This is a genomic window from Thalassospira australica (genome assembly GCF_044790785.1).
Classification (GTDB): Bacteria; Pseudomonadota; Alphaproteobacteria; order Rhodospirillales; family Thalassospiraceae; genus Thalassospira; species Thalassospira australica_A.
This window is the reverse complement of record NZ_CP085258.1, coordinates 2,882,660-2,906,170: the sequence shown is the minus strand read 5'-3', so window position 1 is coordinate 2,906,170 and position 23,511 is coordinate 2,882,660. Positions and strand designations below refer to the sequence as shown.

The 23,511-nt window shown below is 53.5% G+C and carries 20 protein-coding genes and 1 pseudogene; 10 read left to right on the top strand and 11 right to left on the bottom strand.

Going from position 1 to position 23,511, the window contains the following annotated elements; all coding sequences use genetic code 11:
• Positions 1-310 precede the first annotated feature (310 nt).
• The 3 genes from LG297_RS13625 to LG297_RS13615 all read left to right on the top strand — a co-directional run bounded on the left by LG297_RS13625 (position 311) and on the right by LG297_RS13615 (position 4,883).
• Positions 311-1,669, top strand: coding sequence for a hypothetical protein (locus tag LG297_RS13625; protein ID WP_404421115.1), 1,359 nt, complete (start codon positions 311-313; stop codon positions 1,667-1,669).
• A 34-nt stretch (positions 1,670-1,703) separates the two neighbouring features.
• The gene (locus tag LG297_RS13620; RefSeq protein ID WP_404421113.1) at positions 1,704-3,101 is read left to right on the top strand and encodes an MATE family efflux transporter; all 1,398 of its coding nucleotides are present in this window, start codon (positions 1,704-1,706) and stop codon (positions 3,099-3,101) included.
• A gap of 114 nt (positions 3,102-3,215) precedes the next feature.
• Positions 3,216-4,883, top strand: a complete 1,668-nt coding sequence (locus LG297_RS13615) for a methyl-accepting chemotaxis protein (RefSeq protein WP_404421111.1) — start codon at positions 3,216-3,218, stop codon at positions 4,881-4,883.
• Here the strand turns inward: LG297_RS13615 and LG297_RS13610 are convergent.
• The 7 genes from LG297_RS13610 to LG297_RS13580 form a co-directional block, all read right to left on the bottom strand.
• Entirely contained in the window at positions 4,841-5,383 is a 543-nt protein-coding gene (locus LG297_RS13610) for a GNAT family N-acetyltransferase (protein ID WP_404421109.1), read from the bottom strand. The two genes, LG297_RS13615 and LG297_RS13610, sit on opposite strands and share 43 nt — an antisense overlap.
• Before the next feature lie 5 nt (positions 5,384-5,388).
• Positions 5,389-6,318: a hydroxymethylglutaryl-CoA lyase gene (locus LG297_RS13605; protein WP_404421107.1), complete on the bottom strand. Its 930-nt coding sequence runs from the start codon at positions 6,316-6,318 to the stop codon at positions 5,389-5,391.
• A 1-nt stretch (position 6,319) separates the two neighbouring features.
• Entirely contained in the window at positions 6,320-8,323 is a 2,004-nt protein-coding gene (locus tag LG297_RS13600; protein WP_404421105.1) for an acetyl/propionyl/methylcrotonyl-CoA carboxylase subunit alpha, read from the bottom strand.
• A gap of 2 nt (positions 8,324-8,325) precedes the next feature.
• Positions 8,326-9,147 carry an enoyl-CoA hydratase/isomerase family protein gene (locus LG297_RS13595; RefSeq protein WP_404421103.1) on the bottom strand — a complete coding sequence of 274 codons (822 nt, stop codon included), beginning with the start codon at positions 9,145-9,147 and terminating at the stop codon, positions 8,326-8,328.
• Positions 9,148-9,154: 7 nt separating this feature from the next.
• Positions 9,155-10,765: a carboxyl transferase domain-containing protein gene (locus tag LG297_RS13590; protein ID WP_404421101.1), complete on the bottom strand. Its 1,611-nt coding sequence runs from the start codon at positions 10,763-10,765 to the stop codon at positions 9,155-9,157.
• Positions 10,766-11,044: 279 nt separating this feature from the next.
• Positions 11,045-11,653: a 2-hydroxychromene-2-carboxylate isomerase gene (locus LG297_RS13585; protein WP_404421099.1), complete on the bottom strand. Its 609-nt coding sequence runs from the start codon at positions 11,651-11,653 to the stop codon at positions 11,045-11,047.
• A gap of 125 nt (positions 11,654-11,778) precedes the next feature.
• Positions 11,779-12,252 carry an Lrp/AsnC ligand binding domain-containing protein gene (locus tag LG297_RS13580; RefSeq protein ID WP_404421097.1) on the bottom strand — a complete coding sequence of 158 codons (474 nt, stop codon included), beginning with the start codon at positions 12,250-12,252 and terminating at the stop codon, positions 11,779-11,781.
• A 186-nt stretch (positions 12,253-12,438) separates the two neighbouring features.
• Between LG297_RS13580 and putA the strand changes: the two genes are divergently transcribed.
• The 3 genes and pseudogenes from putA to LG297_RS13565 all read left to right on the top strand — a co-directional run.
• Positions 12,439-16,248 (top strand): bifunctional proline dehydrogenase/L-glutamate gamma-semialdehyde dehydrogenase PutA, encoded by a 3,810-nt coding sequence (gene putA / locus LG297_RS13575; RefSeq protein ID WP_404421095.1) that lies wholly within the window; start codon positions 12,439-12,441, stop codon positions 16,246-16,248.
• A 255-nt stretch (positions 16,249-16,503) separates the two neighbouring features.
• On the top strand, positions 16,504-17,133 hold the full coding sequence (locus tag LG297_RS13570; protein ID WP_404421093.1) for a BON domain-containing protein: 630 nt from the start codon (positions 16,504-16,506) through the stop codon (positions 17,131-17,133).
• 157 nt (positions 17,134-17,290) lie between these two features.
• Positions 17,291-17,416: pseudogene (locus tag LG297_RS13565) on the top strand (bacterioferritin-associated ferredoxin); the annotation flags it as partial.
• Positions 17,417-17,668: 252 nt separating this feature from the next.
• Here the strand turns inward: LG297_RS13565 and LG297_RS13560 are convergent.
• A complete protein-coding gene (locus tag LG297_RS13560) occupies positions 17,669-18,049 on the bottom strand; it encodes a DUF4168 domain-containing protein (protein ID WP_404421091.1) in 381 nt (126 codons plus the stop codon).
• Positions 18,050-18,313: 264 nt separating this feature from the next.
• Between LG297_RS13560 and LG297_RS13555 the strand changes: the two genes are divergently transcribed.
• A complete protein-coding gene (locus LG297_RS13555) occupies positions 18,314-18,463 on the top strand; it encodes a hypothetical protein (RefSeq protein ID WP_404421089.1) in 150 nt (49 codons plus the stop codon).
• A gap of 261 nt (positions 18,464-18,724) precedes the next feature.
• On the opposite strand, the gene LG297_RS13550 is transcribed toward LG297_RS13555, so the two are convergent.
• Positions 18,725-19,108, bottom strand: coding sequence for a DUF4168 domain-containing protein (locus LG297_RS13550; RefSeq protein ID WP_404421087.1), 384 nt, complete (start codon positions 19,106-19,108; stop codon positions 18,725-18,727).
• 167 nt (positions 19,109-19,275) lie between these two features.
• Between LG297_RS13550 and LG297_RS13545 the strand changes: the two genes are divergently transcribed.
• Entirely contained in the window at positions 19,276-19,797 is a 522-nt protein-coding gene (locus LG297_RS13545) for an RNA polymerase sigma factor (protein ID WP_404421085.1), read from the top strand.
• Entirely contained in the window at positions 19,794-20,864 is a 1,071-nt protein-coding gene (locus LG297_RS13540) for an anti-sigma factor family protein (RefSeq protein ID WP_404421083.1), read from the top strand. The genes LG297_RS13545 and LG297_RS13540 overlap by 4 nt, the downstream gene beginning before the upstream one ends.
• An 81-nt stretch (positions 20,865-20,945) precedes the next feature.
• Here the strand turns inward: LG297_RS13540 and LG297_RS13535 are convergent, their stop codons facing one another.
• Positions 20,946-21,989, bottom strand: coding sequence for a Glu/Leu/Phe/Val dehydrogenase dimerization domain-containing protein (locus LG297_RS13535; RefSeq protein WP_404421081.1), 1,044 nt, complete (start codon positions 21,987-21,989; stop codon positions 20,946-20,948).
• 576 nt (positions 21,990-22,565) lie between these two features.
• Between LG297_RS13535 and LG297_RS13530 the strand changes: the two genes are divergently transcribed.
• Positions 22,566-22,799, top strand: a complete 234-nt coding sequence (locus tag LG297_RS13530) for a hypothetical protein (protein ID WP_404421079.1) — start codon at positions 22,566-22,568, stop codon at positions 22,797-22,799.
• A 90-nt stretch (positions 22,800-22,889) separates the two neighbouring features.
• Here LG297_RS13530 and LG297_RS13525 read toward each other — a convergent pair whose 3' ends face one another.
• Positions 22,890-23,483, bottom strand: coding sequence for a 2-hydroxychromene-2-carboxylate isomerase (locus LG297_RS13525; RefSeq protein WP_404421077.1), 594 nt, complete (start codon positions 23,481-23,483; stop codon positions 22,890-22,892).
• Positions 23,484-23,511 lie beyond the last annotated feature (28 nt).

Below are 23,511 nucleotides of genomic sequence, written 5' to 3'. Positions count from 1 at the left end.
TTTTGCTCTAAAAACATATCCTTATGTATATGAATGTTTAATCCTCATTCACCTTAAGGATGGTATTTTGAGTGATTTCAGGCTATACACTTATTAGCTGTTTAAAAGCCGCAATGTGACAACCTTGGTAAAATGACAGGTTGAAACAGGCGGCCGAAAAGGCGAGCATGTAAATATCAATCCCAACAACAGGATGCAGTTCTGTTGAGCGGTGCGGGAAAGGATGTATTGCCTCATCAGTTGGCACCGGTAACGATCCGGTGCGGGGAAGCAGGTTCGCGTTTCTGGTTTCAACAGGAAAAGGCAACCAATGTCGACCGAGCAAAGCCTGACTGGAATTGGTGATAACTGCGTTATTATGCGGGATTTTACGCGCTATGATCACGGTTATCAGGACAAGGCGCTCAAATATATCGACTATCTGGGCTCGCTGTCACTCGCGCTGCGCAAGTTTTCCGAATATAGCCGGACCATGCTGGCCTCCCAGCAGCTTTATATCTATGCCAAATGGCTGGCGCGGTATACTGCTTATTGGCCGGAACTCGACCGGCTCGTTGACCGGCTTGAAAACAGTTTTGAAGACGCCGATCAAAGTTATGTTGCACGCCAGTCATCTGTCGATGGTTCGTGGGGGTGGCAATATAACGAGTTCCACCACAAATTTGATGCGACCATCGTGCGTCTGCATGAACTGGCCAACGAGGGCCGCGCACCGCGTTATCCGCTGCGTTTTCTTGAACCGATCGCAACCGCACCGGCGATGCGCGACTATCTGGAAAAGCTTCTTGTTTCCGATATCGCGGCAACGGGACGTAACCAGCGAGACGAATTTGGCAGTGTGATTTGCTGTCTGGCGCAGTTGTGCTTCAAACCGCTATTGCGGCGTTATGCACAGGAACATGTACGCGGGATCGAGCTTGACCAAAGCTATGTCGATGCGTTTTGTGATTTCCTTGATGAAATCCAGAATCCCGAAACCGGTTATTGGGGACCCTGGTATGTATCTGATGGCAAGACCCATCGCTACGACGATCTGAGCTATACGTTCCATATCGTATCCTATCGCAAGGGACGGGTAGGGCACTGGTCCGATATCATTCGTACAACCCTTGAAAGCCGGACACTGGAATACCCGCAAGGCTGGCTCAGCCGAGGGACATTCAACAACCATAATAATTACGATGTCGCCAAAATCTTTCGCTATGGCTGGCCCCATATGCGGCCGGGTGAGCGTGTTCTGGCACGCGATCAGATTGCCTCCATGCTCGACTGGTGTATTGGCCAGTCGCTTAAGCGTGACGGCAGTTTTGTATCGGATAGCCAGTTTTATAACTCGCTTGAATCCTGTTATTATTTCGGGGTCTCCTTTCTGGACGAGGTAGGTTATTTCCAGCCTTCCAAACGCTTTTGGACGCAGCAGAAATTTCCCTATGCTCCGATCCTGCAGTCTCGCATACGGCGCAAACTTGATGAATTTGATGCTGAAAATCCCAGCGTGATTGCTGCTAAATGGAAGATCGGTCCCGATGCCACCAGTGCCGCAGAAATGCCGATGCAGTCTCTGACGCGGGACAGTTACTCCCGCATGCCTTTGCTATCGGGGGATGATTGTGCAGCAACCGAAGAACGCGAATTCGAATTTATCCTGCGGCCAAATAATGATGGCTGAACGCGCTTCTCAGCTCTGCATAGTGTGAAATTCGATGGCCATGCAGTCGCAATATTTCGTCTCGGGTTCAATCCTGCGTCACATCTTTTCAATGGCGCATACCAGTATGCTTGCGCTGGTGGCGATGGTGCTTGTTGATGCGCTTGATCTGTTTTTCCTCAGCCTTCTGGGCGATGTTGAAATCATCGCCGGTCTTGGCTTTGCCTGGCCGATTATCTTTTTCACACTCGCTGTGTCGCTTGGCATATCGACCGCAATGACAGCACTTGTTTCCCGTGCCGAGGGGCTTGGTGATCGGGAACGGGCAAAGATTTATGCCACGCATGTGCTGGTATTCGGTTTTGTGCTATCGGGCGTGATGACGGTCGTATTGTGGCTGTCAGCACCGTGGATGCTCGATATATTCGGGGCAGTTGGCAGGGCGCGTGATATCGGCATCACCTATGTTCAGATCGTGATCCTGTGTTTACCGGTTCTGGTGCTGAGCATGTCATCAGGGGCATTGCTGCGCGCTATCGGGGCAAAGCAGCGCGCGATGTGGTCAAAAATGGCCGGGGCGGCCGTCAATGCGATCCTTGATCCGGTTTTTATTTTCGGGTTCGGTTGGGGGGTCGAAGGGGCGGCATGGGCAACGGTCATATCGCGCATTGCGATCATGGCTATAGCCTTTTACGGGGTTCGCAATGTGCATCATATGCTGGGCCGGTTCGATGCGACGCAATTTCGCAAGGATATCGGGGAAATTGCTCGTGTTACCGTACCTGTCGGGCTGGCCAAGGTCGGTCCGCCGGTCGCCAGCGCCTTTATCATGGCGAGCATGGCAAAGTTCGGACCGGATGCAGTGGCAGCCATGGCGATCATCGAACGCATCGCGCCATTTGCCTTTGTTGGCTACATGGCGTTGCCCCAGGCAATCGGCCCGATCATCGGCCAGAACTTCGCAGCAGCAAAGGCGGATCGGGTTCGACGTATCTGGCACAATATCTGGGGGCTGATAGCTGTTTATGGACTGATCGTTTGTGGTGCGTTGTTCCTGTTTCAGGGGCAGATCGCCAGTCTGTTCAGCGCAACGTCTCAAACAACGCTCTATCTTTCGATCTTTTGCAGCTTTACCGCACCGTTCTATGTGTTTCTGGGGCTGCAATTTTCATCGCATACCTTTTTCAATGTTACCGGACGCCCCAATCTTGCGATGACCTTCGATCTTGCCAAGGAATTGCTGGGCGTGATCCCGCTGGTCTGGCTTGGCAGTTATTATCTGGGGGCGGCCGGTGTCCTGGTCGGGCAGGCGGCAGGTATCGTGCTGTTTGGTGCGATTACAGGGTATGTCAGTTATCGGTTGGCCTGTCGCATGCGTGCTGTGCGGTCTTTGGATGTTCAAAATCCTGAAGGCTTGCCGGTATTTGATGGCCCCAACATCAAGCAAGGCTAATTCGCGTAAAAATTACCCTTTCCTCTGTGATCCTGTTCACGGTTTTGGACGTCTTTGTCTATGCCGACACTTACATAAAGAACAGGTACTTACCGTTGAGGAAAGGGGGAGTAAATGTCTTTTCTAAAGCGCTTTAAAATCTCGCATAAAGTCTATGGCGGATTTGGCATTATTCTCGCGTTGCTTGTGCTGATCTCGGTGCTTGGTGTTGTTTCTTTAAACAGTGCAAATAACGATTTTATCCGCTATCGGCAGATTGCGCTGGAATCAAATCAGGCTGCACGTGTTCAGGCCAATCTGCTTGAAGCCCGGGTTGCGGTGAAAGATTACCTTCTGACGGATCGCGCATCATCGCGTGATCAGGTCCTGCAGCGGATAGAGCAGGCGATTGTACTTAATAACGAACTTTTCGCCTTGGCAGATGACGATAATGTGCGCGCCATTGCTGAAAAGGCAGGAACCGACCTTCTGGAATATCAGGCCGCCTTTCAACAGGTCGTGGGTATGCCTGCCGGGAATGCAGATCGCAATCAACTGGTAACCCAAACCCTTGATGTGATCGGTCCACGAGTTGCTGCCGATCTCGAAAACCTGAAACTCGGGATCAAGCAGGTACAGGATACATTGGGTCCGCATGCTGCCAGAACGATCAGCAATGCGGTGCTCATCTCCGAAATTCTTGCCGTTGTCGCTGTGGTGATTGGCGGCCTGGCTGCATGGTTGATCGGTACGGGGATATCGAACCCGATCCGGAAAATCACAACCGCGATGACAAATCTCGCCGAAGGGGACAAGGCTTCGGATATTCCGGGACAGGATCACAAGGACGAAATTGGCGATATGGCCAAGGCCGTTCTGGTGTTCAAGGAAAACATGATCAAGGCTGAACATCTCGCAGCACAGGAAGTCGAAGCCCAAAAACAGCGCGAAGCCCGTGCGAAGGTTATCGAAAAACTGACCAACGATTTCGATGCCGATGTTTCAATCGTGCTAAAAAGTGTCTCTTCGGCGGCGACCGAAATGCAGGCAACTGCGACCTCGATGACGGCAACGGCCGAAGAAACCAGCCGTCAGTCGACAGTGGTGGCTGCCGCCGCAGAACAGGCGTCAAACAATGTGCAAACCGTTGCCAGTGCATCGGAAGAACTCAGTGCTTCGATTTCCGAGATTAGCCAGCAGGTCAATCAGTCTGCGCAGGTGGCAAACAAGGCCGTGACCGAGGCCGAAAGCACCAATGCGCAGGTGCGCGGTCTTGCCGAAGCCGCCCAGAAGATCGGCGATGTCGTCGGATTGATCAGCGATATCGCTGCGCAGACGAACCTTCTGGCGCTTAACGCAACGATTGAGGCTGCGCGCGCAGGTGAAGCAGGCAAGGGCTTTGCTGTTGTCGCGGCAGAGGTCAAAAATCTTGCCAATGCGACATCCAAGGCAACCGACGAGATCACAGCCCAGATCACAGGCATTCAGGCTGAAACCGAGGGGGCCGTCGTCGCGATTGATTCCATCGGGAAAACGATTGCGGAAATCAGCGAAATTGCTGCCGCAATTGCCAGTGCCGTCGAACAGCAAGGGGCAGCAACCGAGGAAATCAACCGTAATGTTCAGCAGGCGTCAGCCGGTACAAGCGAGGTAACAGAAAATATCCATGGTGTGAACGAGGCCGCAGCTTCAACCGGTTCCGCTGCCGAGCAGGTTCTAAGTGCATCGGGTGAATTGTCCGAACAGGCTGAAACATTGCGTCAGAAGGTGGAGACGTTCCTGTCCGGCGTCAAGAATGCCTGATCCCCATCGGGATTGAACAACATCAGAACACAAGGGCCATCGCCGGTTTCATATTCGGTATTTCCTTTGAAACCGGCGGCTTCGTAACTTTTCCGCGCCCGGATATTTTGCGGGTCCGGGTCAATCGCGACCATCGGTGCGCCGCGATCAATCAGCATTTGTGCCAGCAATCTCAAGAACATCTTTCCATGACCGCATCCCATCATGTCGGGGATGCCGATAAAGGCATCGATGCAGCGCGTCCCTTTGGGCAAATGGGATAAATGGGGTTGGGGCCACTGATGGGCGTCATAATGCTGGGCAAAGGCGAAGGGACGATTACGATAGGATACGATCAGCGTTGCCATTTCGGGCAGTTCGATATCTTCGGTGATCAGTTCGATTTGCTCGGCAGGGTCCCCCCACCAACGCGCGACTTCCGGCACACGCAGCCAGCGCCGTATCATGGGTAAATCATTGGGGGCGGCCCGCCGGAAACGATATGTCTCGGCGGCAGCCATGGCGATCAGGCCCCGACAGTGTCGTGTTTGGCGGTAAGCGCCAGATTGGCTTTTGATCCCGATATCCGACCGATCTTTGCCGTGATCCAGCGACCGGTTTCGGCAAGTTTTTCAAGATCGACACCGGTTTCAATGCCAAGACCGTTCAGCATATAGACGACATCTTCGGTGGCGACATTGCCGCTTGCCCCTTTGGCATAGGGGCAACCGCCAAGACCGGCGACGGAGCTATCAATCGTTGCAACGCCCATCTGCAATACCGCCAGAAGGTTTGCCAATGCCTGGCCGTATGTGTCATGGAAATGGGCGGCAAGTTTTTCGATGGTAACATGATTTGCAACGGCTTCGATCATGGCCTGTGCTTTGCCCGGTGTGCCGGTGCCGATGGTGTCACCCAGACTGATTTCGTAAGCGCCCATATCAAACAGGGCTTTAGCAACCTCGGCGACCTTTTGCGGGGCGATGTCGCCTTCGTATGGGCATCCCAGAACACAGGAAACATACCCGCGCACGGCGATGTTGGCGTCATGTGCTGCGGCGACCACCGGGCGGAACCGATCAAGGCTTTCAGCGATGGAGCAATTGATATTCTTCTGCGAAAAGCTTTCCGATGCCGCACCAAAAACCGCGATTTCGGTTGCACCTGCTTCGATGGCGGCTTCAAGCCCTTTCAGGTTGGGGGCCAGAACCGGATAGGCGACGCCCGGTTTACGCGCAATGCGGGCCATAACGTCGGATGCATCGGCCATTTGCGGAACCCATTTCGGGCTGACAAAGGCAGTGGCTTCGATCACCGAAAGACCTGCATTGCAAAGGCGATGGATCAGCTCAACCTTGATGTCGCTCGCAACCATAGCCTTTTCGTTCTGTAACCCGTCACGCGGACCGACTTCAACGATTTTGACACGCGCGGGCAAATCCGAAAGGCGCGGCATTCTATTTTGCCTCCTCGATGGCGATCAGTTCGGCGCCATCATCAACCTGATCGCCAACGGCAAAGAATATCTCGCGGATCGAGCCCGAAACCGGTGCTGAAATGGTGTGTTCCATTTTCATTGCTTCCATCACCACAAGCTTGTCGCCTGCCACAACAGATTGCCCCGGTTCTGCCAGCACGGCAATGATTTTACCGGGCATCGGTGCGGTTAATCCGCCGCCGGTGCCTTCTTGGCCGCCTGCGGCAGCAACCGGATCAAAAATTTCCAGCCGGTCAGAACGTCCGTCGCAGAAGATCGTCAGTCGATTGCCATCGCGAAGGACACTTGCACGTTTGCGCACCTGATCAAGTGTTGCATGAATGGCCCCATCACCGTCGAATTCGGCATGGGCCGTAACCGAATTGCCGTCAGGCATATCGATGACATAACCGTGCGTGCGGTAATGTACCCTGATTTTCAGTTCTGCAGAGTCATGGCGCAGGATCAGATTATGATGGTTGTCATCATTCATCCGCCATCCCGACGTGCTGTGCCACGGGGAATAGGGGTCGTTGCTTTGCGCCGCATGGCTTTTGGCCTCGGCATCGCGACGCATCAGAATATCAAGGGTGGCAAAGGCCAATGCATCATTATCCGGTGCGGCCGGTGCTGGGATCAGATCATCAAGATACAGGCCGATGAAACCGGTTTCGACTTCGCCGCGTTCAAAGGCTGGGTGGCGCGCAATATTGGCAAGAAAACCGGTATTGGTTGTCACGCCGACAATCTGCACATCGTTAAGTGCGGTTGCCATCCGGCGCAGTGCCGATGTGCGATCCGTATCCCAGGTGATCAGCTTTGCAATCATCGGGTCATAATGAATGGAAACCTCGCCGCCTTCGTAAACGCCGGTATCTATCCGCACGTGATCATTGGCCGCGGGCATGCGCATATGCACAAGTGTGCCGGTGGCGGGCAGGAAATCATTATGCGGGTCTTCGGCATACAGTCGGACTTCGAAGGCATGACCGTTAATGGTCAATTCTTCCTGTGCCTTGGGCAGCTTTTCACCATCAGCAACACGCAATTGCCATTCAACAAGGTCTTCGCCGGTGATCATCTCTGTCACCGGATGTTCGACCTGAAGGCGTGTGTTCATTTCCATGAAATAGAACGCACCCGACGCATCAAGCAGGAATTCGACCGTACCGGCCCCCTGATAACCAATCGCCTTTGCGGCATCAACGGCGGCCTTGCCCATCTGTGCCCGAAGATCTTCGGGCATGTTCGGGGCCGGGGCCTCTTCAATGACTTTCTGGTGGCGACGTTGGAGGGAACAGTCACGTTCAAACAGATAAACCGCATTGCCATGACTATCGGCAAAGACCTGAATTTCAACATGGCGCGGCTTGACGATCAGCTTTTCAATCAGGCAATGATCGTCGCCAAAGCTGCTGGCGGCTTCTCGTTTGCAACTGACAAGGGCATCCTTGAAATCGGCGGGTTTTTCAACCGCCCGCATGCCTTTACCGCCGCCGCCCGCCGATGCCTTGATCAGAACCGGATATCCGATCTTGTCTGCTTCTGCGGCCAGAAGGTCCGGGTCCTGATCTTGGCCGTGATAACCGGGAACCAGCGGAACACCCGCCTTGCCCATGATTTTCTTGGCTTCGGATTTCGATCCCATCGCACGGATCGCACTTGCCGGTGGGCCAACAAAGACACAGCCCGCTTTTTCAAGGGCATCTGCAAACCCGGCATTTTCCGACAGGAAACCGTAACCCGGATGAACCGCATCAGCACCGGATTGCGTAATGACGTCAAGCAAACGATCAACGCGCAGATAGCTGTCTTTCGGGGCCGGGCCACCGATGTGATAGGCCTCGTCGGCGCGTTTGACATGCAGGGCATTGGCATCCGCATCGGAATAAACCGCGACTGTCTGGATGCCCATGCGGCGTGCGGTTTCAATCACGCGGCAGGCAATTTCACCACGGTTGGCGATCAGTATTTTGCGCGGCATGATTAATTCTCACTCCACTTCGCGGGGCGTCTTTCAAGAAACGCGCTGACACCTTCACGGCCCTCGGCACTTGCGCGCTGGTTGGCAATGCGTTGCGCGGTGTCGTCAATAACGTCATCGTCAACCGGTTTATTAGCCACGGCATAGATCAGTGATTTTGCGGCATGCATGGCGTCCGGCCCATTGACCCGCAATAGCTTTGCCATGGCGTCGCCCCGTGCGGTCAGATCATCACTTGAAACAATTTCATGAACCAATCCGATGGCATGGGCGGTGGCGGCATCAAAACGTTCCGCCGTCAGGAAATAGCGACGTGACTGTGACACGCCGATGGCCTCGACCACATAGGGTGAAATAACCGCCGGGATCAGGCCCAGCTTGACCTCTGACAGGCAGAAACTGGCCCGATCAGATGCAATCACGATGTCACAGCATGCCGCCAACCCAACCCCGCCGCCAAAGGCCGCCCCGTTGACGAGCGCGATGGTCGGTTTGCTGCAGAAATTAAGTGTCTTCATCAACCGCGCCAAAGCACGTGAATCGGTCAGGTTTTCCGCGTGGCTGTATCCGGCCATACGTTTCATCCAGTTAAGATCGGCACCAGCCGAAAAGCTTTTGCCTGCCCCGGTCAGGATTATCACGCGTACCGCCGGATCGGCATCCAGCGCGTCCAGCTTGGCCGTCAGATCGCCGATCAGGATATCGTCAAACGCGTTGTGGATTTCCGGGCGGTTCAGCGTGATGCGGGCAACGCCCGACGCGCTGATTTGGCAAATCACGGCATCGGTTGATGGGTGGGTGTTATCGGTGTTTACATTGCTCATGCCGACCTCACATCCGGAACACGCCAAAGCGTGTTTCCTCGACCGGTTTGTTGAGTGCCGCCGAAAGGCCAAGTCCAAGCACCATGCGGGTATCCGCCGGGTCGATTACCCCGTCATCCCAAAGTCGTGCGGACGCGTAATAGGGATGTCCCTGTTCTTCGTACTGGTCGCGGATCGGGCCTTTGAAGGCTTCCTGTTCTTCGATTGGCCATGTTTCACCGCGCTTTTCCTGTGCATCGGCGCGAATTTGGGTTAAAACGTTTGCCGCCTGTTCCCCGCCCATGACTGAAATGCGGGCATTTGGCCACATCCAAAGGAAGCGCGGGCTATAAGCACGGCCACACATGCCATAGTTACCAGCACCAAATGAGCCACCGATCAGGACCGTGAATTTGGGAACCTTGGCGGTAGCAACGGCGGTTACGAGCTTCGCGCCATCCTTGGCGATGCCACCACTTTCATATTTGCGACCGATCATAAAACCGGTGATGTTCTGCAGGAACACCAATGGAATACCGCGCTGGCAACACAGTTCGATGAAATGCGCACCTTTAAGCGCGCTTTCGGAAAACAGAATGCCATTATTGGCGATGATCCCGACCGGATAGCCGAAAATCCGGGCAAAGCCGGTAACCAGTGTCGTGCCGTACTGGGCCTTGAACTCGTCGAAGTCTGATCCGTCCACGATGCGGGCAATGACTTCGCGCACGTCGTAGGGTTTCTTGGAATCACTTGGAATGACACCATAAATCTCGCGCGGGTCGTAGGCGGGGTCGCGCGGCGCAGTCAGGGTCAAACCGGGATTTTTCGACCAGTTCAGGTTCTTGACGATATTGCGTGCGATGGACAATGCGTGGGCATCGTCCTGTGCGTAATGGTCGGTAACCCCCGATGTCTTGCAATGAACATCGGCACCGCCAAGGTCCTCGGCCGAAACAACCTCGCCGGTTGCGGCCTTCACCAGCGGCGGCCCGCCCAAGAAAATCGTGCCCTGTTTACGAACGATAATGCTTTCATCTGACATCGCCGGAACATAGGCACCGCCCGCCGTACAGGAGCCCATGACAACCGCGATCTGCGGAATGCCTTTGGAAGACATGGTTGCCTGATTGAAAAAGATGCGGCCGAAATGGTCGCGATCCGGGAAAACATCATCCTGCCGTGGCAGGTTCGCCCCACCGCTATCCACCAGATAAATGCAGGGCAGATTGTTTTCGAGTGCGATTTCCTGGGCGCGCAGATGTTTTTTCACCGTCATCGGGTAATAGGAACCACCCTTGACCGTGGCATCATTGGCAACGATGACGCACTCAACGCCGGAAACCCGGCCAATGCCGGTGATGATGCCTGCCGCAGGAACGTCTTCATCGTCATACATGCCATAGGCGGCAAGCTGGGAAAGCTCAAGGAAAGGGGAGCCGATATCCAGCAATTGACGGATACGTTCGCGGGGCAAAAGTTTGCCGCGGCCAGTATGGCGATCACGTGCACGCTCGCCGCCGCCAAGTTTGATCTGCGTGATCTGATCACGAAGATCGGCAACCAGTTGTTCCATCTGTTGGGCATTGTTGCGGAAATCTTCCGAGCGGGGATTTACCGCAGATTTCAGAACCGTCATCGTCAGTCGACACCGTTTGTTGCCGGGTCCGTTTGCACAGGGAATCGGTCCCGAAGTGAATGGCGTTTATGACTGCTGTTATGGTGGAAGTTTACGTAAACGTCAATATTAAATAGGTAATTCAGTACCGAATTTACTTATATTGAATGAGGCCCACCTCGGGACGGTGCCTAAATGCAATGATCAGTTTCCGGCATGCGGTTGAAAATGCTTGTTTTCTGCGCACTGTCGCTCTGTTTCCAGTCGGCGGTCTTGCTCTTTCTGCCACCGATTTTGGGATCAATCGCCGATCTGCTTCCGCAGCTTGATCCAGCGTTCAAGGTGTTCCAGTCGGTCGTTTCCAAAGAAAGCTTCCTCTTCGTAGAAGAAGAAGGGGGACCCGAATGCGCCATGTGCAATCGCCTCGTCGGTCACTTCGCGGACATGCAGTTTCCATTTCGGGTTTTCGACCGCGATCCGCAACTGCCCTGCATCTATCGAATGTCGGGTTGCGGTGGCAAAGACGACTTCCGGATCAGACATATCAAGCCCGTCGGCAAAGTATCCACGATAGATATCCTTGGCGAATTTGATTGCCAGTGTCGGCTTGGTCGAGGCGATCCAGTAATAGGCCCGGGTCGGTACCAGGGCGGAATAGGGGAACTTATCGGGAATGTGGAACGGTGTGTTCTGCATTTTCGCACAGCGTTCCATATCACGTCTGAAATAGTCCCCGCGTATTGGCTGTTGCAGAAGAGGGCTTTGTCCTGTCTGTTTAAAGGCAGCGCCGATCATGAAGGGGCGCCATTCGACAGTCACCCCCGTTCGGGCCTGAAACGCATCGATTCGTTCTGCTGCCAGATAACCGTAAGGTGACGAAAAATCGAAATAGAAAGTAACTTCCGACATGCTGTGGGGCCCGTAAACATTGATGCAAAACAGAGTGCCTTGTGGCGATACCGGTGGAGACATCTATAAGATAGTACCCGATGATGCGTCACTAAGCGATTGTATTGCAACAAAAATGATCGATTCTACGGGATCGTGATGCCGGGGCGGACTTTTACTTCTTCCATGACGACATATGTATGGGTCTGACTGACGCCCTGTACAGAAGACAGGCGTTCAAGGAATTCGCGATAGGCATACATGTCGGCAACCCGCAGTTTCATCAGGTAATCAAAACCGCCCGCGACCATGTGGCATTCTTCGATTTCCGGCAGTTTGCGGATGGCTGTGGCAAACACGTCAAATACATCGGGGGTCGTCCGGTCCAGCGTGATTTCGACAAAAACCACCAGCGACTGGTTGAGTTTGCGGGGGTCAAGCAGTGCCATATAGCCGGTGATGAAGCCGTGTTGTTCAAGGCGACGGACACGTTCAAGGCACGGTGTCGGGCTAAGATTGACGCGGCGTGACAGTTCAACATTCGACATGCGCCCATCGCTTTGAAGTTCGCGCAGGATCTGTTTGTCGATCTTGTCCAAGCTTTTATGATTCTTCTGCATTTCAATCTATTAACCAGTGATTATGACTGCACTAAAAGTTTTTCAATGGATGATATATCGTATTTTTTAGGAAAATGGCAGCACATTTTTTGAGTGCATATATATTGTCTGTGGCCATATGAGGAGAAAACTCTGCGTTCCCAATGTGGAACCGGAGAATTGCATTTGCAGGGAGAAGCCATCGCCATGTTTCGCATCGATATGCCCCAGGCTAACGAAATCCGCGCCAAAATTCGCGAAACCTATCGCACTGATGAAGAAGCCGTTGTCGAACGCATGATTGATGCGGCGCGACTGGCACCCGATCAATCGGCGCGTGTGCAGGATCGCGCCTATCAGTTGGTGGCCCGTGTTCGCAAAGCCGACAATGGCAAAAGCGGCATCGATGCACTGCTTCATGAATATGAGCTGTCAAGCAAGGAAGGCGTTATTCTGATGTGCCTCGCAGAGGCGCTCTTGCGAGTGCCCGATGCCGTCACCGCCGATAAACTTATTCAGGACAAGCTGTTTGACGCCAACTGGCAAAGCCATCTGGGCCATTCCGACAGCTTCTTTGTCAATGCGTCGACCTGGGGATTGATGCTGACGGGCAAGGTGATCAAGTTTGGCAAGGTGGAAAAGGCCGATCCGGGCGCATTGTTGAAACGCATGATCGCACGTTCGGGTGAACCGGTCATCCGAAAGGCGTTCAACCATGCGATGCGCATTATGGGGCGTCAGTTCGTCATGGGCCGCACGATTGCGGAGGCGGCCGAACGGGCGAAGGCAAACGAGGAAAAAGGCTATCGCTATTCCTATGATATGCTGGGCGAGGCCGCGCGCACGATGGAAGACGCGGATCGCTATTTCAAATCCTATGTTGATGCGATCAACGATATCGGCAAGGTGGCGAATAATCGCGGCCCGATCAACAGCCCCGGCATCTCGGTAAAGCTTTCGGCGATCCATCCGCGTTACGATTTCGCCAACTATGATCGCGTCATGACTGAACTCGTGCCGCGCCTCAAGAAGCTTGCGTTGCTGGCCAAGAAATATGACATCGGGTTCACCGTTGACGCCGAAGAAGCCAACCGTCTTGATTTGTCGCTTGATGTTATTGGTGCCGTTTTTGCCGATCCTGATCTTGATGGTTGGGAGGGATACGGTCTAGCGGTGCAGGCCTATCAGAAACGTGCCTATCACGTACTGGAATGGCTTGCCGACCTGTCGGTCAAGGTTGGGCGCAAAATGATGGTGCGCCTTGTCAAAGGTGCCTATTGGGATACCGAGGTAAAAAACAGTCAGGAAAACGGGTTTGAAGGTTATCCGGTCTTCACCCGCAAGGCCGCAACCGATGTTTCCTATCTGGCGTGCGCGCGTTTCATGCTGTCGCGCCGTGATGCATTTTATTGCCAGTTCGCCAGCCACAACGCCCACACTGTGGCATCGGTACTGGAAATGGCCGGCAATGACAGGACGTTTGAATTCCAGCGGCTACATGGGATGGGCGAGGCCCTTTACGAGCAGATTGTCGACAAGAACGGTGAGAACGTGCCGTGCCGCGTTTATGCACCGGTTGGCACACACGAAGATTTGCTGGCCTATCTCGTCCGCCGTTTGCTTGAAAACGGTGCAAATACCAGCTTTGTGAACCGCATTCAGGACGAACAGCTTCCGATTGAGGAAATGATCGCCGATCCAGTGGAGAAAATGGCGGCGCTGCCACGCAAGGCCCATCCGAAAATTCCGGCACCGATTGATCTTTATGGTGCGGGGCGCGTCAATTCCAAGGGGATTGATTTGACCGATACGACCAAGCTTCTGCCGTTGGCGGAGAAGCTGGCCTCTATCCATGGGAAAATCTGGCATTCAGCACCATTGATTGACGGCAAGCTTGTTTCGGGCGAGGCGATTGATGTCCTGAACCCGTCGAACCGCAATGAGAAAGTCGGCGAACTGGTTCAGGCCGGTCAAGCCGATGTCGAGGCTGCGATTGTTGCCGCCGCCAAAGGTTATGAAATATGGAACAAGACTGCTGCAACTGAGCGTGCCGCGTGCCTGCGTCGTCTTGGTGATCTTCTTGAAGAAAACATGGACGAGTTCATTGCCCTTTGCCAACGCGAAGCAGGCAAACTGTATTCCGATGGTGTTGCCGAAGTACGCGAAGCTGTCGATTTCTGCCGTTATTACGCGAACCGGGCAGAAGAAAGCTTCCGCGAGGGCAGCATTCTCGAAGGCCGTGGCATTTTTGTCTGCATCAGCCCGTGGAACTTCCCGCTTGCGATTTTCCTGGGTCAGGTAAGTGCCGCACTTGCCGCTGGTAACGCCGTGATCGCCAAACCGGCCGAACAGACGTCGCTTGTTGCGGCCAAGGCGGCCGAACTTATCCTTGCTGCCGGAATACCGGGGGCTGCGTTTACCCTGCTGCCGGGGCCGGGTCGGGTGATTGGCAATATCCTGATCAACGATCCGCGTATTGCCGGGGTTGCCTTTACCGGTTCGACTGAAACGGCACAGGTCATCAATCAGGCATTGGCAAAACGTCCGGGTGTTCCGTTGCCGCTGATTGCCGAAACCGGCGGTCAGAACGCGATGATTGTCGATTCAACCGCACTGCCCGAACAGGTCGTGCAGGACGCAATTATTTCCGGCTTCCAGTCCGCCGGGCAGCGTTGCTCGGCTCTCCGTGTCCTGTTCGTGCAGGAAGACATCGCCGACAAACTTTGCCATATGCTGGTCGGGGCGATGAAGGAACTGCGCGTTGGTGATCCGAAATTCCTTGATATCGATGTCGGACCAGTGATTGACGAGAAGTCCCGCAAGACCCTTGTCGCGCATGCCGAACGCATGACCAAAGAAGCAAAACTGCTTCATGCCTGCGATATCCTGCCGGAATGTGAAAACGGGACGTTCTTTGCGCCGCATTGCTTCGAAATTCCGTCGCTTGATGTTCTTGAACGCGAAGTGTTTGGTCCGGTTGTTCATGTTGTGCGCTACAAGGCGCGTGATCTGGACAAGGTTCTTGATCAGATCAATGCGTCCGGTTATGGCCTGACGATGGGCATCCATTCGCGTATCGACAGCACCGTGCGCCAGATTTCGCAAAAGCTGCGTGTCGGTAACTGCTATGTGAACCGGAACATGATTGGGGCCGTTGTCGGCGTACAACCGTTCGGCGGGCAGGGCAAATCTGGTACTGGCCCGAAAGCAGGCGGCCCGCACTATGTCGAACGCTTTGCCAAACCCGCAACCGAGGCTGGCAAAAAAGCAGCCGGTAGTGCCGCCATTGCTGATGACCGTTCACCAATCGTGATCAAGGCATCGCTGGCAGACGAGGAATACCGCTTCATGCAGGCAGTACAGGTCAAATGGCAGGCGACAGATGGCAATGAACGGGTCCGCCTTCTGGAAAATCTTGCTGCGAAACTTGCCGGATCGTCGAAAAGTGATCTGTCGGCAAATGCAGAACTGATCGCAAACTTTGCCGCAATTTCGGAAAACGGCTTTGTTGCACCGACCCGGATGCCCGGGCCGACCGGAGAAACCAACGACCTTTATATGCTCGGCCGTGGTGTTTATCTGGTGCAGGCAGAAAAGGATGCCGAAGCGGCACGTGTCATCCGCCACATTGCAGCGGCCCTTGCCGCGGGTAATGCGGTGATTGTTGCCGGGGATCAGAAATGGCTGGCTGAATTTGTAAGCCCCGCGAGCGACGCCGGACTGCCGGCAGGGTTGATCCGTGTCGTGGCATCCAGGGTCGGTATTGCCGTGATGTATGACGGCGACGTGGCCGGTGTTTCCTGTGTGGCACCGCTTGATCGCGTTACGGCCTTCAAACAGCTTCTGGCAAAGCGTGACGGTGCGATCCTGTCGCTGATTTCCGATAGCGGTGCGGACGATGACGGTGCATTGCCCGACGAGGTTTTCCTGCATCGTTTTGCGACCGAGAAAACCGTCACCATCAATACGACGGCTGCAGGTGGTAACGCATCGCTGATGTCGATGGAAGAAAATTGATCTTACGGATCGCTATATCCATCATCAGAGACCGGGGTATATCGCCCCGGTCTTTTTCTTTGATGTATCGATATTGTGCCTTTGAAATATGCACGGGCAATCGTGCGCGGGCTTTTTTTTGTCATAATCGCCTGCGACAAGATGTGCCGGAACCACTGGCAGCTCAGGGCGTTAAAGCTTTATTGCGATATGCTGTTTTAGGGGTTCAATGGAATTGGAATATGCCGATCCACCGGCATAAGAAGGAGCACAAAGATGATCACGATTTCCCGAGGCTGGCGCAACGCGATGAAGGCTGTTTCGGTATGTGCCTTGCTGGCGACACCGCTTGCGGCCTGTGGACCGTTACAGATGCCGCTGGAAGACCGGACGGGGAATGACCAGTGGCTTGATACCCAGATCAAGTCTGGCATCCTTGGCGAATTCTCGAAGGTGGACCATACCTATCTTATCGACGTGAATATCGATATCTGGAAGCAGCAGGTGATGGTCACCGGCATGGTCGATTCCAAAGGAAAATATTATGACGTGATGTCGCTGGTCAAACAGGACAACCGTATCAAGACGGTCTATGACCATCTTGAGGTCGCGGATGCCGCAACCATTGAAGAATATCACAAGGCCGAGGAAGAATACGGCAAAAATGCCGTACCCGCGGATTCGGCAACCCGGACCGGATCTGACGTGTGGATCGAAAGTCAGATCAAGGCATTGTTATTGGCCGAAAAAGGGGTGAGTTCGGTGAACTACCGCTGGCAGTCTGTAAACAGCATCGTCTACATCATGGGGGATGCCCAAAGCAGTGAGGAGCTCGACAAAGTGTTGTCGATCGTCCGTCGCATCAAGGGTGTTAAACGTGTCGTAAGCCATATCGCGACAGTATGATCACCTTGTGATTAAAAGACTTTTCCTGAATCCCCTGCAAATCCGGGAGTTTGCGGGGGATTTTTTTTGGCGTGTTTGTTGCAAAAGTGTTTGAAAACTATTCGCATGTAGATTACAGGTGGGGTGCCGTCATTAATAACTGATTGCAATTACGCCGATGTATGTGTGCATTTGTAACGCGATAAAAGAACGCGATGTTCGTCGTGCTGCCGAAGAGGGCGGTGCCAGGCGTCCTGCAGACGTGTTCCGTTTCCATGGTTGCGCACCGCAATGCGGGAAATGCGCGTGCCATATGCGGGCTGAATTGCTTCAGGCGAAAACCTGTGGCAACTGCGATTGCGATGATGCTGCTGCAGTCACGGCCAATGTAGCGCCGATTGCCGCCGAATAGGCGCAAAACCCGGTTTTTGAAAATTTGCCCAAAGCCTCCGGAAGTGGGGGTTTTTTCTATGCATCATCAAAAAAATGGCACCCGCCAAAAGGAGGGTGCCAAGAGCTTCGGTTCAGGGAGGAAACTCTGAGGGAGACTCCGAAGCTATTCTATAAAGCTGTTGATACGTTCACTGAGTTCCGCGTCCTGAAGGGCGGCTTGCGTGATCTGGTTATATTCTTCAACCGATAATCCTTCATCACGAATGGCTTGCACCATCTCGGTGCTGGCTTTCTGTCGTATTGTTTGAACCTCGGCGGGATCGCTGCTTTCCTGTGCACGCTTTTGCCACTTGACGTTCAGATCGCGAACCTCGACAGCTGCATCTGCGTAATCTTCCAATTGAGAGTCGCTAAAGTTGGTTGCCGGTGCCGGTTGATCACTCTGTTGGGTTTGGGTGCCTTGAGCGTGGGACACGGTAGGGCCTGTGATGATTGCACCTGCTGCCAAAAGGGCCAATACAGGGATCAGTGATTTGCGTTTCATGGGAATACCTCTTTACCGGTTTGTCTTCGCTTTATCGCCCTTATCGGAGCCGACTTTCACATTACAGACACCCGGTCAGGAAAAATGGTTCCACAAGAAATGAATGCAGGTTCTTTCAATGCAATAGGTTTCGTTTTGTCCGGAACTTTTTGCTTGCTGCACGTGTCTTTGACATGAAGCGGTTACTGTACCGTTCGCATATCGCAAGAGTGATTGCAGCCATGCGCTCTCTTTTGCTGGTTCGAGCTAAAACAGGAGACAATCATGTTGAAGTTATTAACCCGGACAAAAAAGTTCGCTGCTCTCCCGGCTGTCTTTTTCGCAGCATCACTTGGACTTGCTGCCTGTGATGCCCCTGAAGATGGCGAGCAACAGATGCCGCAGCCGCAGGAACAGCCGCCAGCCGGGCAGTAACAACAGATTACCTGATGATGGTCCGGTTTCGAGCCGGATATTTTCCCGAGTGTCCCAAGATACCGTATCACGAATAGCCTCCCTCAAAATGATGCGGTATCTTTTTTGAAAAGCTGTGATTTCTGCATGTGTCACAGCTTTTCTTTTTTTTGCTTTATCCGTAGATCGAATAACAAAACCCCGCTCCTTTCGGAACGGGGTCGAGTGTGCATGGAAAACACAGTCTGTATCCTGGGGAAGGTGCAGACGGAAGATCGCAAATTATTGAATATACTGCGAAATCTTGTTGCTTAGTTCAGGGTCGTTGGTCGCAGCTTCCGTGATCTGATTGTACTCTTCAACTGTAAGTCCCTTTTCACGGATGGCAACAACCATTTCCTGGGTGGCTTCCTGACGGAGTTCCTGCGTTTTTTCGGGATCCTGGTTTTCCTGAACGCGCTGCTGCCATTTGATATTCAGCTCCTGAACTTCAGTGACTGCATCGGCATATTGCTGAAGTTTTTCATCGCTGAACTCGGTTTGCGCAGCCTGTGCGATTTGCTGTGGTGCGCTGTTCATGCTTTCCGCGTGAATGGCAGGTGCCATCGTCATAAGAAAGCCACCGGTGACGATGGATAGGGCATAGGCCATCGGGAAACGCTTCATTTTATACCTCTTGGTCCTGTTACAAGATTGCAGTCCGGGTGGTCTGAAAACCGACCGTTATGATTACTGACAGTGCCTTGGGCCAATGAGTTCCATAAAAAATGAAAAACAGCGGAATCAGAAAATTCTGGGAACTTTTCGGTTGCGCCAAGTGTTGTTGTGCTGTCATGGCAAAAAAATCAGAGCAACAAGATATCAAGTGGCGCATCGCGCGCGAGATTCCGCATTTGCGCCGCTTCGCAAGGTCGCTGGTTCGCGATCAGGATCGTGCTGATGATCTCGTACAGGATTGTCTCGAGCGCGCTATTCGCAAACAGCATTTGTGGCACAGTACGGGTTCCGTACGCAGCTGGATGTTTCGGATGCTTTATAATCTCTTTTTGAACCAGAAACGTGCCCAGCGTAGTGAAACATCTGTCGATGATGTTTCTGACGCACAGCTTTCTGTCCCTGCCCGTCAGGAAAAGAGAGCTGTTTGTCGCGATATCGGGGATGCGCTTGAGCTGCTGGTGCCAGAGCAAAAGGCGGTTATTCTTCTGGTTGCCCTTGAAGGTGTAACTTATGACGAGGCATCTGAAATTCTCGGAATCGCGGTGGGAACAGTGCGATCCCGATTATCGCGCGGACGTGACCATTTGCGCAGTCTGTATTCGGGGGATGCCAATGTCCAGCTCAGGAGGGTGAAATGAGTCAGCCGCAAGAGCCAATAACCGAAATTGACCTGCTGGCTTATGCCGATGGCAGTTTGGCCGCTGATCCGCAACGTCATGCCGAAGTCGAGCAATATTTGCACGACAATCCCGAAGTGGCTGTGCGGGTTGATGCATTTGCCCGTCAGGACAAGGAAATTCGGGGTTTATATGATCCGGTCCTGTATGAACCGGTCCCGGAAAGGTTGCGGAATGCTCTTGTTGTCGGACCGCGTCATCTTATGGCTCATATAATGCGCGGCACTGTGGCCGCGAGTGTGTTGCTGGCGACAGGTATGACCGGTTGGTATCTTGGCCGGATTTCCAACGATAGTGCTGTGTGGCAACGAGAGGCCGTTGTTCATAGTGCGCTTAGCAGCTATCAGCGCAGCGTCGAAGGAATGAGTACCGGACCCGCTGTTGGCGAAGAGGGATCTGGCATAGGAGCGGTTTCACTGCAATCACCGGGCAATGAACAAGGTAACAATACTGACATGTCGTTGGGATTGCAGGATGGATCGCGTTCGACATCATGGCTTTCAGGGCATATTGCATTGCAAATGCGGTTACCCGACTTGTCAGCGGAAGGTTTCCAGATGGCTGGAAACCAGACGATTCCATCGGATAACGGGAATGCGGTAAAGATCAGTTATATCAACGATCAGGGGCAAAGGCTGGTGTTGATGCTTCATCCACGCTGGCGGACCGGGGTTTCCGATATTCAGATCGATGAGCGTGGCGGTGTTGCCATCGCATCTTGGGCTGATGGACCGCTGGCTTATGGGTTGGCATCGGACGGTGGTGTGCAGCGCGTTTTCGATCTCGCTGGACATATCCGCCACGCGATGCGTGAACCGGGTGTCAGCCAGCCTGCATTGTCACCTGATACGCGATCCTTTCCGGAAATGATCGATCAGGCCCCCATTGCCCCTGATCGCTTTCTTCCCGGTGATTTTGTTCCTGAACAGCAAGCCGTTGACAGCCCGCTTATGGAAGGTCCGGTTGCTGATAATATTACGCCCAATGCGACGGAATTTCAGGGAACGCCGGTTTATCAGCACAACTGATCATCCGTTTGGGAAAAGAACAAAAGAACCGCAATCGCACCGTGATTGCGGTTCTTTTGTGGAACTTGAATAGTATCGACGTTACTTCCCGAACCGTTCTTCGGCCAGACGATCCGCAACAAAACCGGTCGACAGGTTTTGGCGGTCTGCACGTTCAAAGATTTCCCGTACGGTGCCAGCGATACCTTCGATATGCTTATTGGTTTCGCTCACCGGCCTGCCTTCACGGCAATAGTAAACTTCGACCACGCCACCGGCATTGATCACATAATCTGGCGCATAAAGAATGCCTGCCTCGCGCAGCATCTCGCCGTGGCGATCTGCTTCAAGCTGATTGTTGGCTGCTCCGGCGATGATGCGTGCGCGGATTTTGTCGATGCTGCGATCATTGACGACACCGCCCAGCGCACAAGGTGCCAGAATATCGGCATCGGTATAAAGGATTTCGTCAACTGAAACGGCAGTGGCACCAAACTCGTCGACAGCCCTGTTGACGCTGTTCGCATTCAGGTCGGACACGACCAGACGCGCCCCCGCTGTATGCAGCATGCGGCAAAGGTGATATCCGACATTGCCAAGTCCCTGAACCGCAACGCGCAGACCGGCCAAATCCTCATGACCGTTTTTGAAACGCACTGCTTCTTTCAGGCCGATAAATACGCCATAGGCGGTAAAGGGGGACGGGTCGCCGGTTCGTGCCGGGTCTTTACCGTCATTGATACCGCCGACATGCTTTGTCTGGCTTGCGATCTGTTCCATGTCAGCCGGGCTGGTGCCGACATCTTCGGCGACGATGTATCGCCCACCGACCCGTTCCACGGCCCGGCCCATGGCACGAAACAGTTCCGGGGTTTTTTGACTGCGCGGGTCACCGATGATGACCGACTTGCCGCCTCCAAGCGGCAGATTGGCAAGGGCCGACTTATAGGTCATGCCGCGCGACAGGCGCAGTACATCGTGGATTGCTTCCTGTTCGGTTGCATACGGCCACATGCGGCAACCGCCCAGCGACGGGCCAAGATTGGTATTGTGCAAGGCAATAATTGTTTTCAAGCCGGTGTCGGGATCACTCGCGAAAACAACCTGTTCGTGGCCATCAAATGCGGGATCGGAAAAAACGTTCATCCTGGTGTCGCCTCCTGGCGCAAGCTCGTTATTTTGCAAGGGTGGGCCCTTGGTTATCCCTTTATGTTTGATGCCTTGGCCTTTTGATCAATTTCAAAATCGCGTCTGGGTTAAAAAAGACCGTTTCCATAAAACGGGCGACAAAAGATGGAATTTTGTGATCGTGGAGGCGACGCTTTGAAATAATATTTCGCGTACTGAAATGCGGATTAAGGGGCGATAGCAATTTTATGTACTGGCTGTTCCGCGTCGTGTGTCCTTTTATCCATATGGATGCCCACGCGAAAAAAAAACGTCTTCTTGATCAGTAATGCCGCGAAATCTGCAAAATCGCATTGCCGCAAAATTCGTGCTGCGCCGCAGAATTGCGCCGTTTTGGCCCCTGCCATGCAAAACCGGCACACTTCATTCCGGATCAATTCAATTAAATATGAAATCCAGCCGGACGATTTACGGCTCGTTAAGCCACTTGTTCCACACTCGTGGTTGGGCGTTTCATTTTTATGAAATTCCCGGTTCAGGACAAAGCGACGTCTGGGCGGACGTCGCAGGCAAAAGTAAGGAGACCGGGCGGACATGTCTGCTTTTACAGACCCACGCCAGACCGTATTTCAGGTTGAACTGCACAATCAGGCCGTTCGTGAATGCGTCAAAGAAAATCGTTCCCACGAGGTTTTTGATGATCGCTGGGCGGATGTGCAGACCCATGAAGTTGCTGCCAAGGACGAATACAAGGCACTTGCCATGATCGAAAACACCTATCCGTCTTGCGACGGGTTTGTTGTCGATCACGTCAAACGCCGTGACTAACCGGCAGAACGGGATATTGGGCCATTGGCCGAAACAACAAGGGCGGGTTGATCCCCGCCCTTGTTGTTTTAAGAAGGTCTGAATGAGCCTTTATTTCGCAAGAGCACGATCAAGGAAATCAAGCCGGTCCTGTCCCCAGAACATTTCGCTGTTTGCGAAATAGGTCGGGACGCCAAAAATGTTGTCGGCTTTTGCTGCCTCGCAATTGGCATCATAAATGTTGGCGATTGACGGATAATCGGCATGCTCAAGATATTCGCCGGACAAACCGTTACTGGTCAGTGCCTCGCGGACAGTTTGTGGTTCGGCAATATTACGGTCCCTGAGCCAGATATCCCCCATCAGCGTTTCAATCAGTCCGGTCGTGTCCTTGCCTTCTTCCTGAACTGCAATGATGGTGCGTGCTGCCAATGTTTCATCCACCGGAAACGAGGCGGGCTGCAAATTGATCGGAATATTCAGAAAGTCCGCCCAGCGTTTCATTTCCACCATGCGATATTCCTGACGCGGTTTTGGACGTTGTGCCAGGGGAACGCCGCCGCCATGTTGCCACACATCCGCTGCCCGGCAGGGCTTGTGGATGATCGGCGTGTTATGTTTGCGCGCGATTTCGACAGCGCGGCGAAAACCGAAAAACGACCAGGGTGACTGAACAAAGAAATAATGGATGATCGGGGTCGACATTCAAAGCCTCCGGCGGCTGCAAATCCGC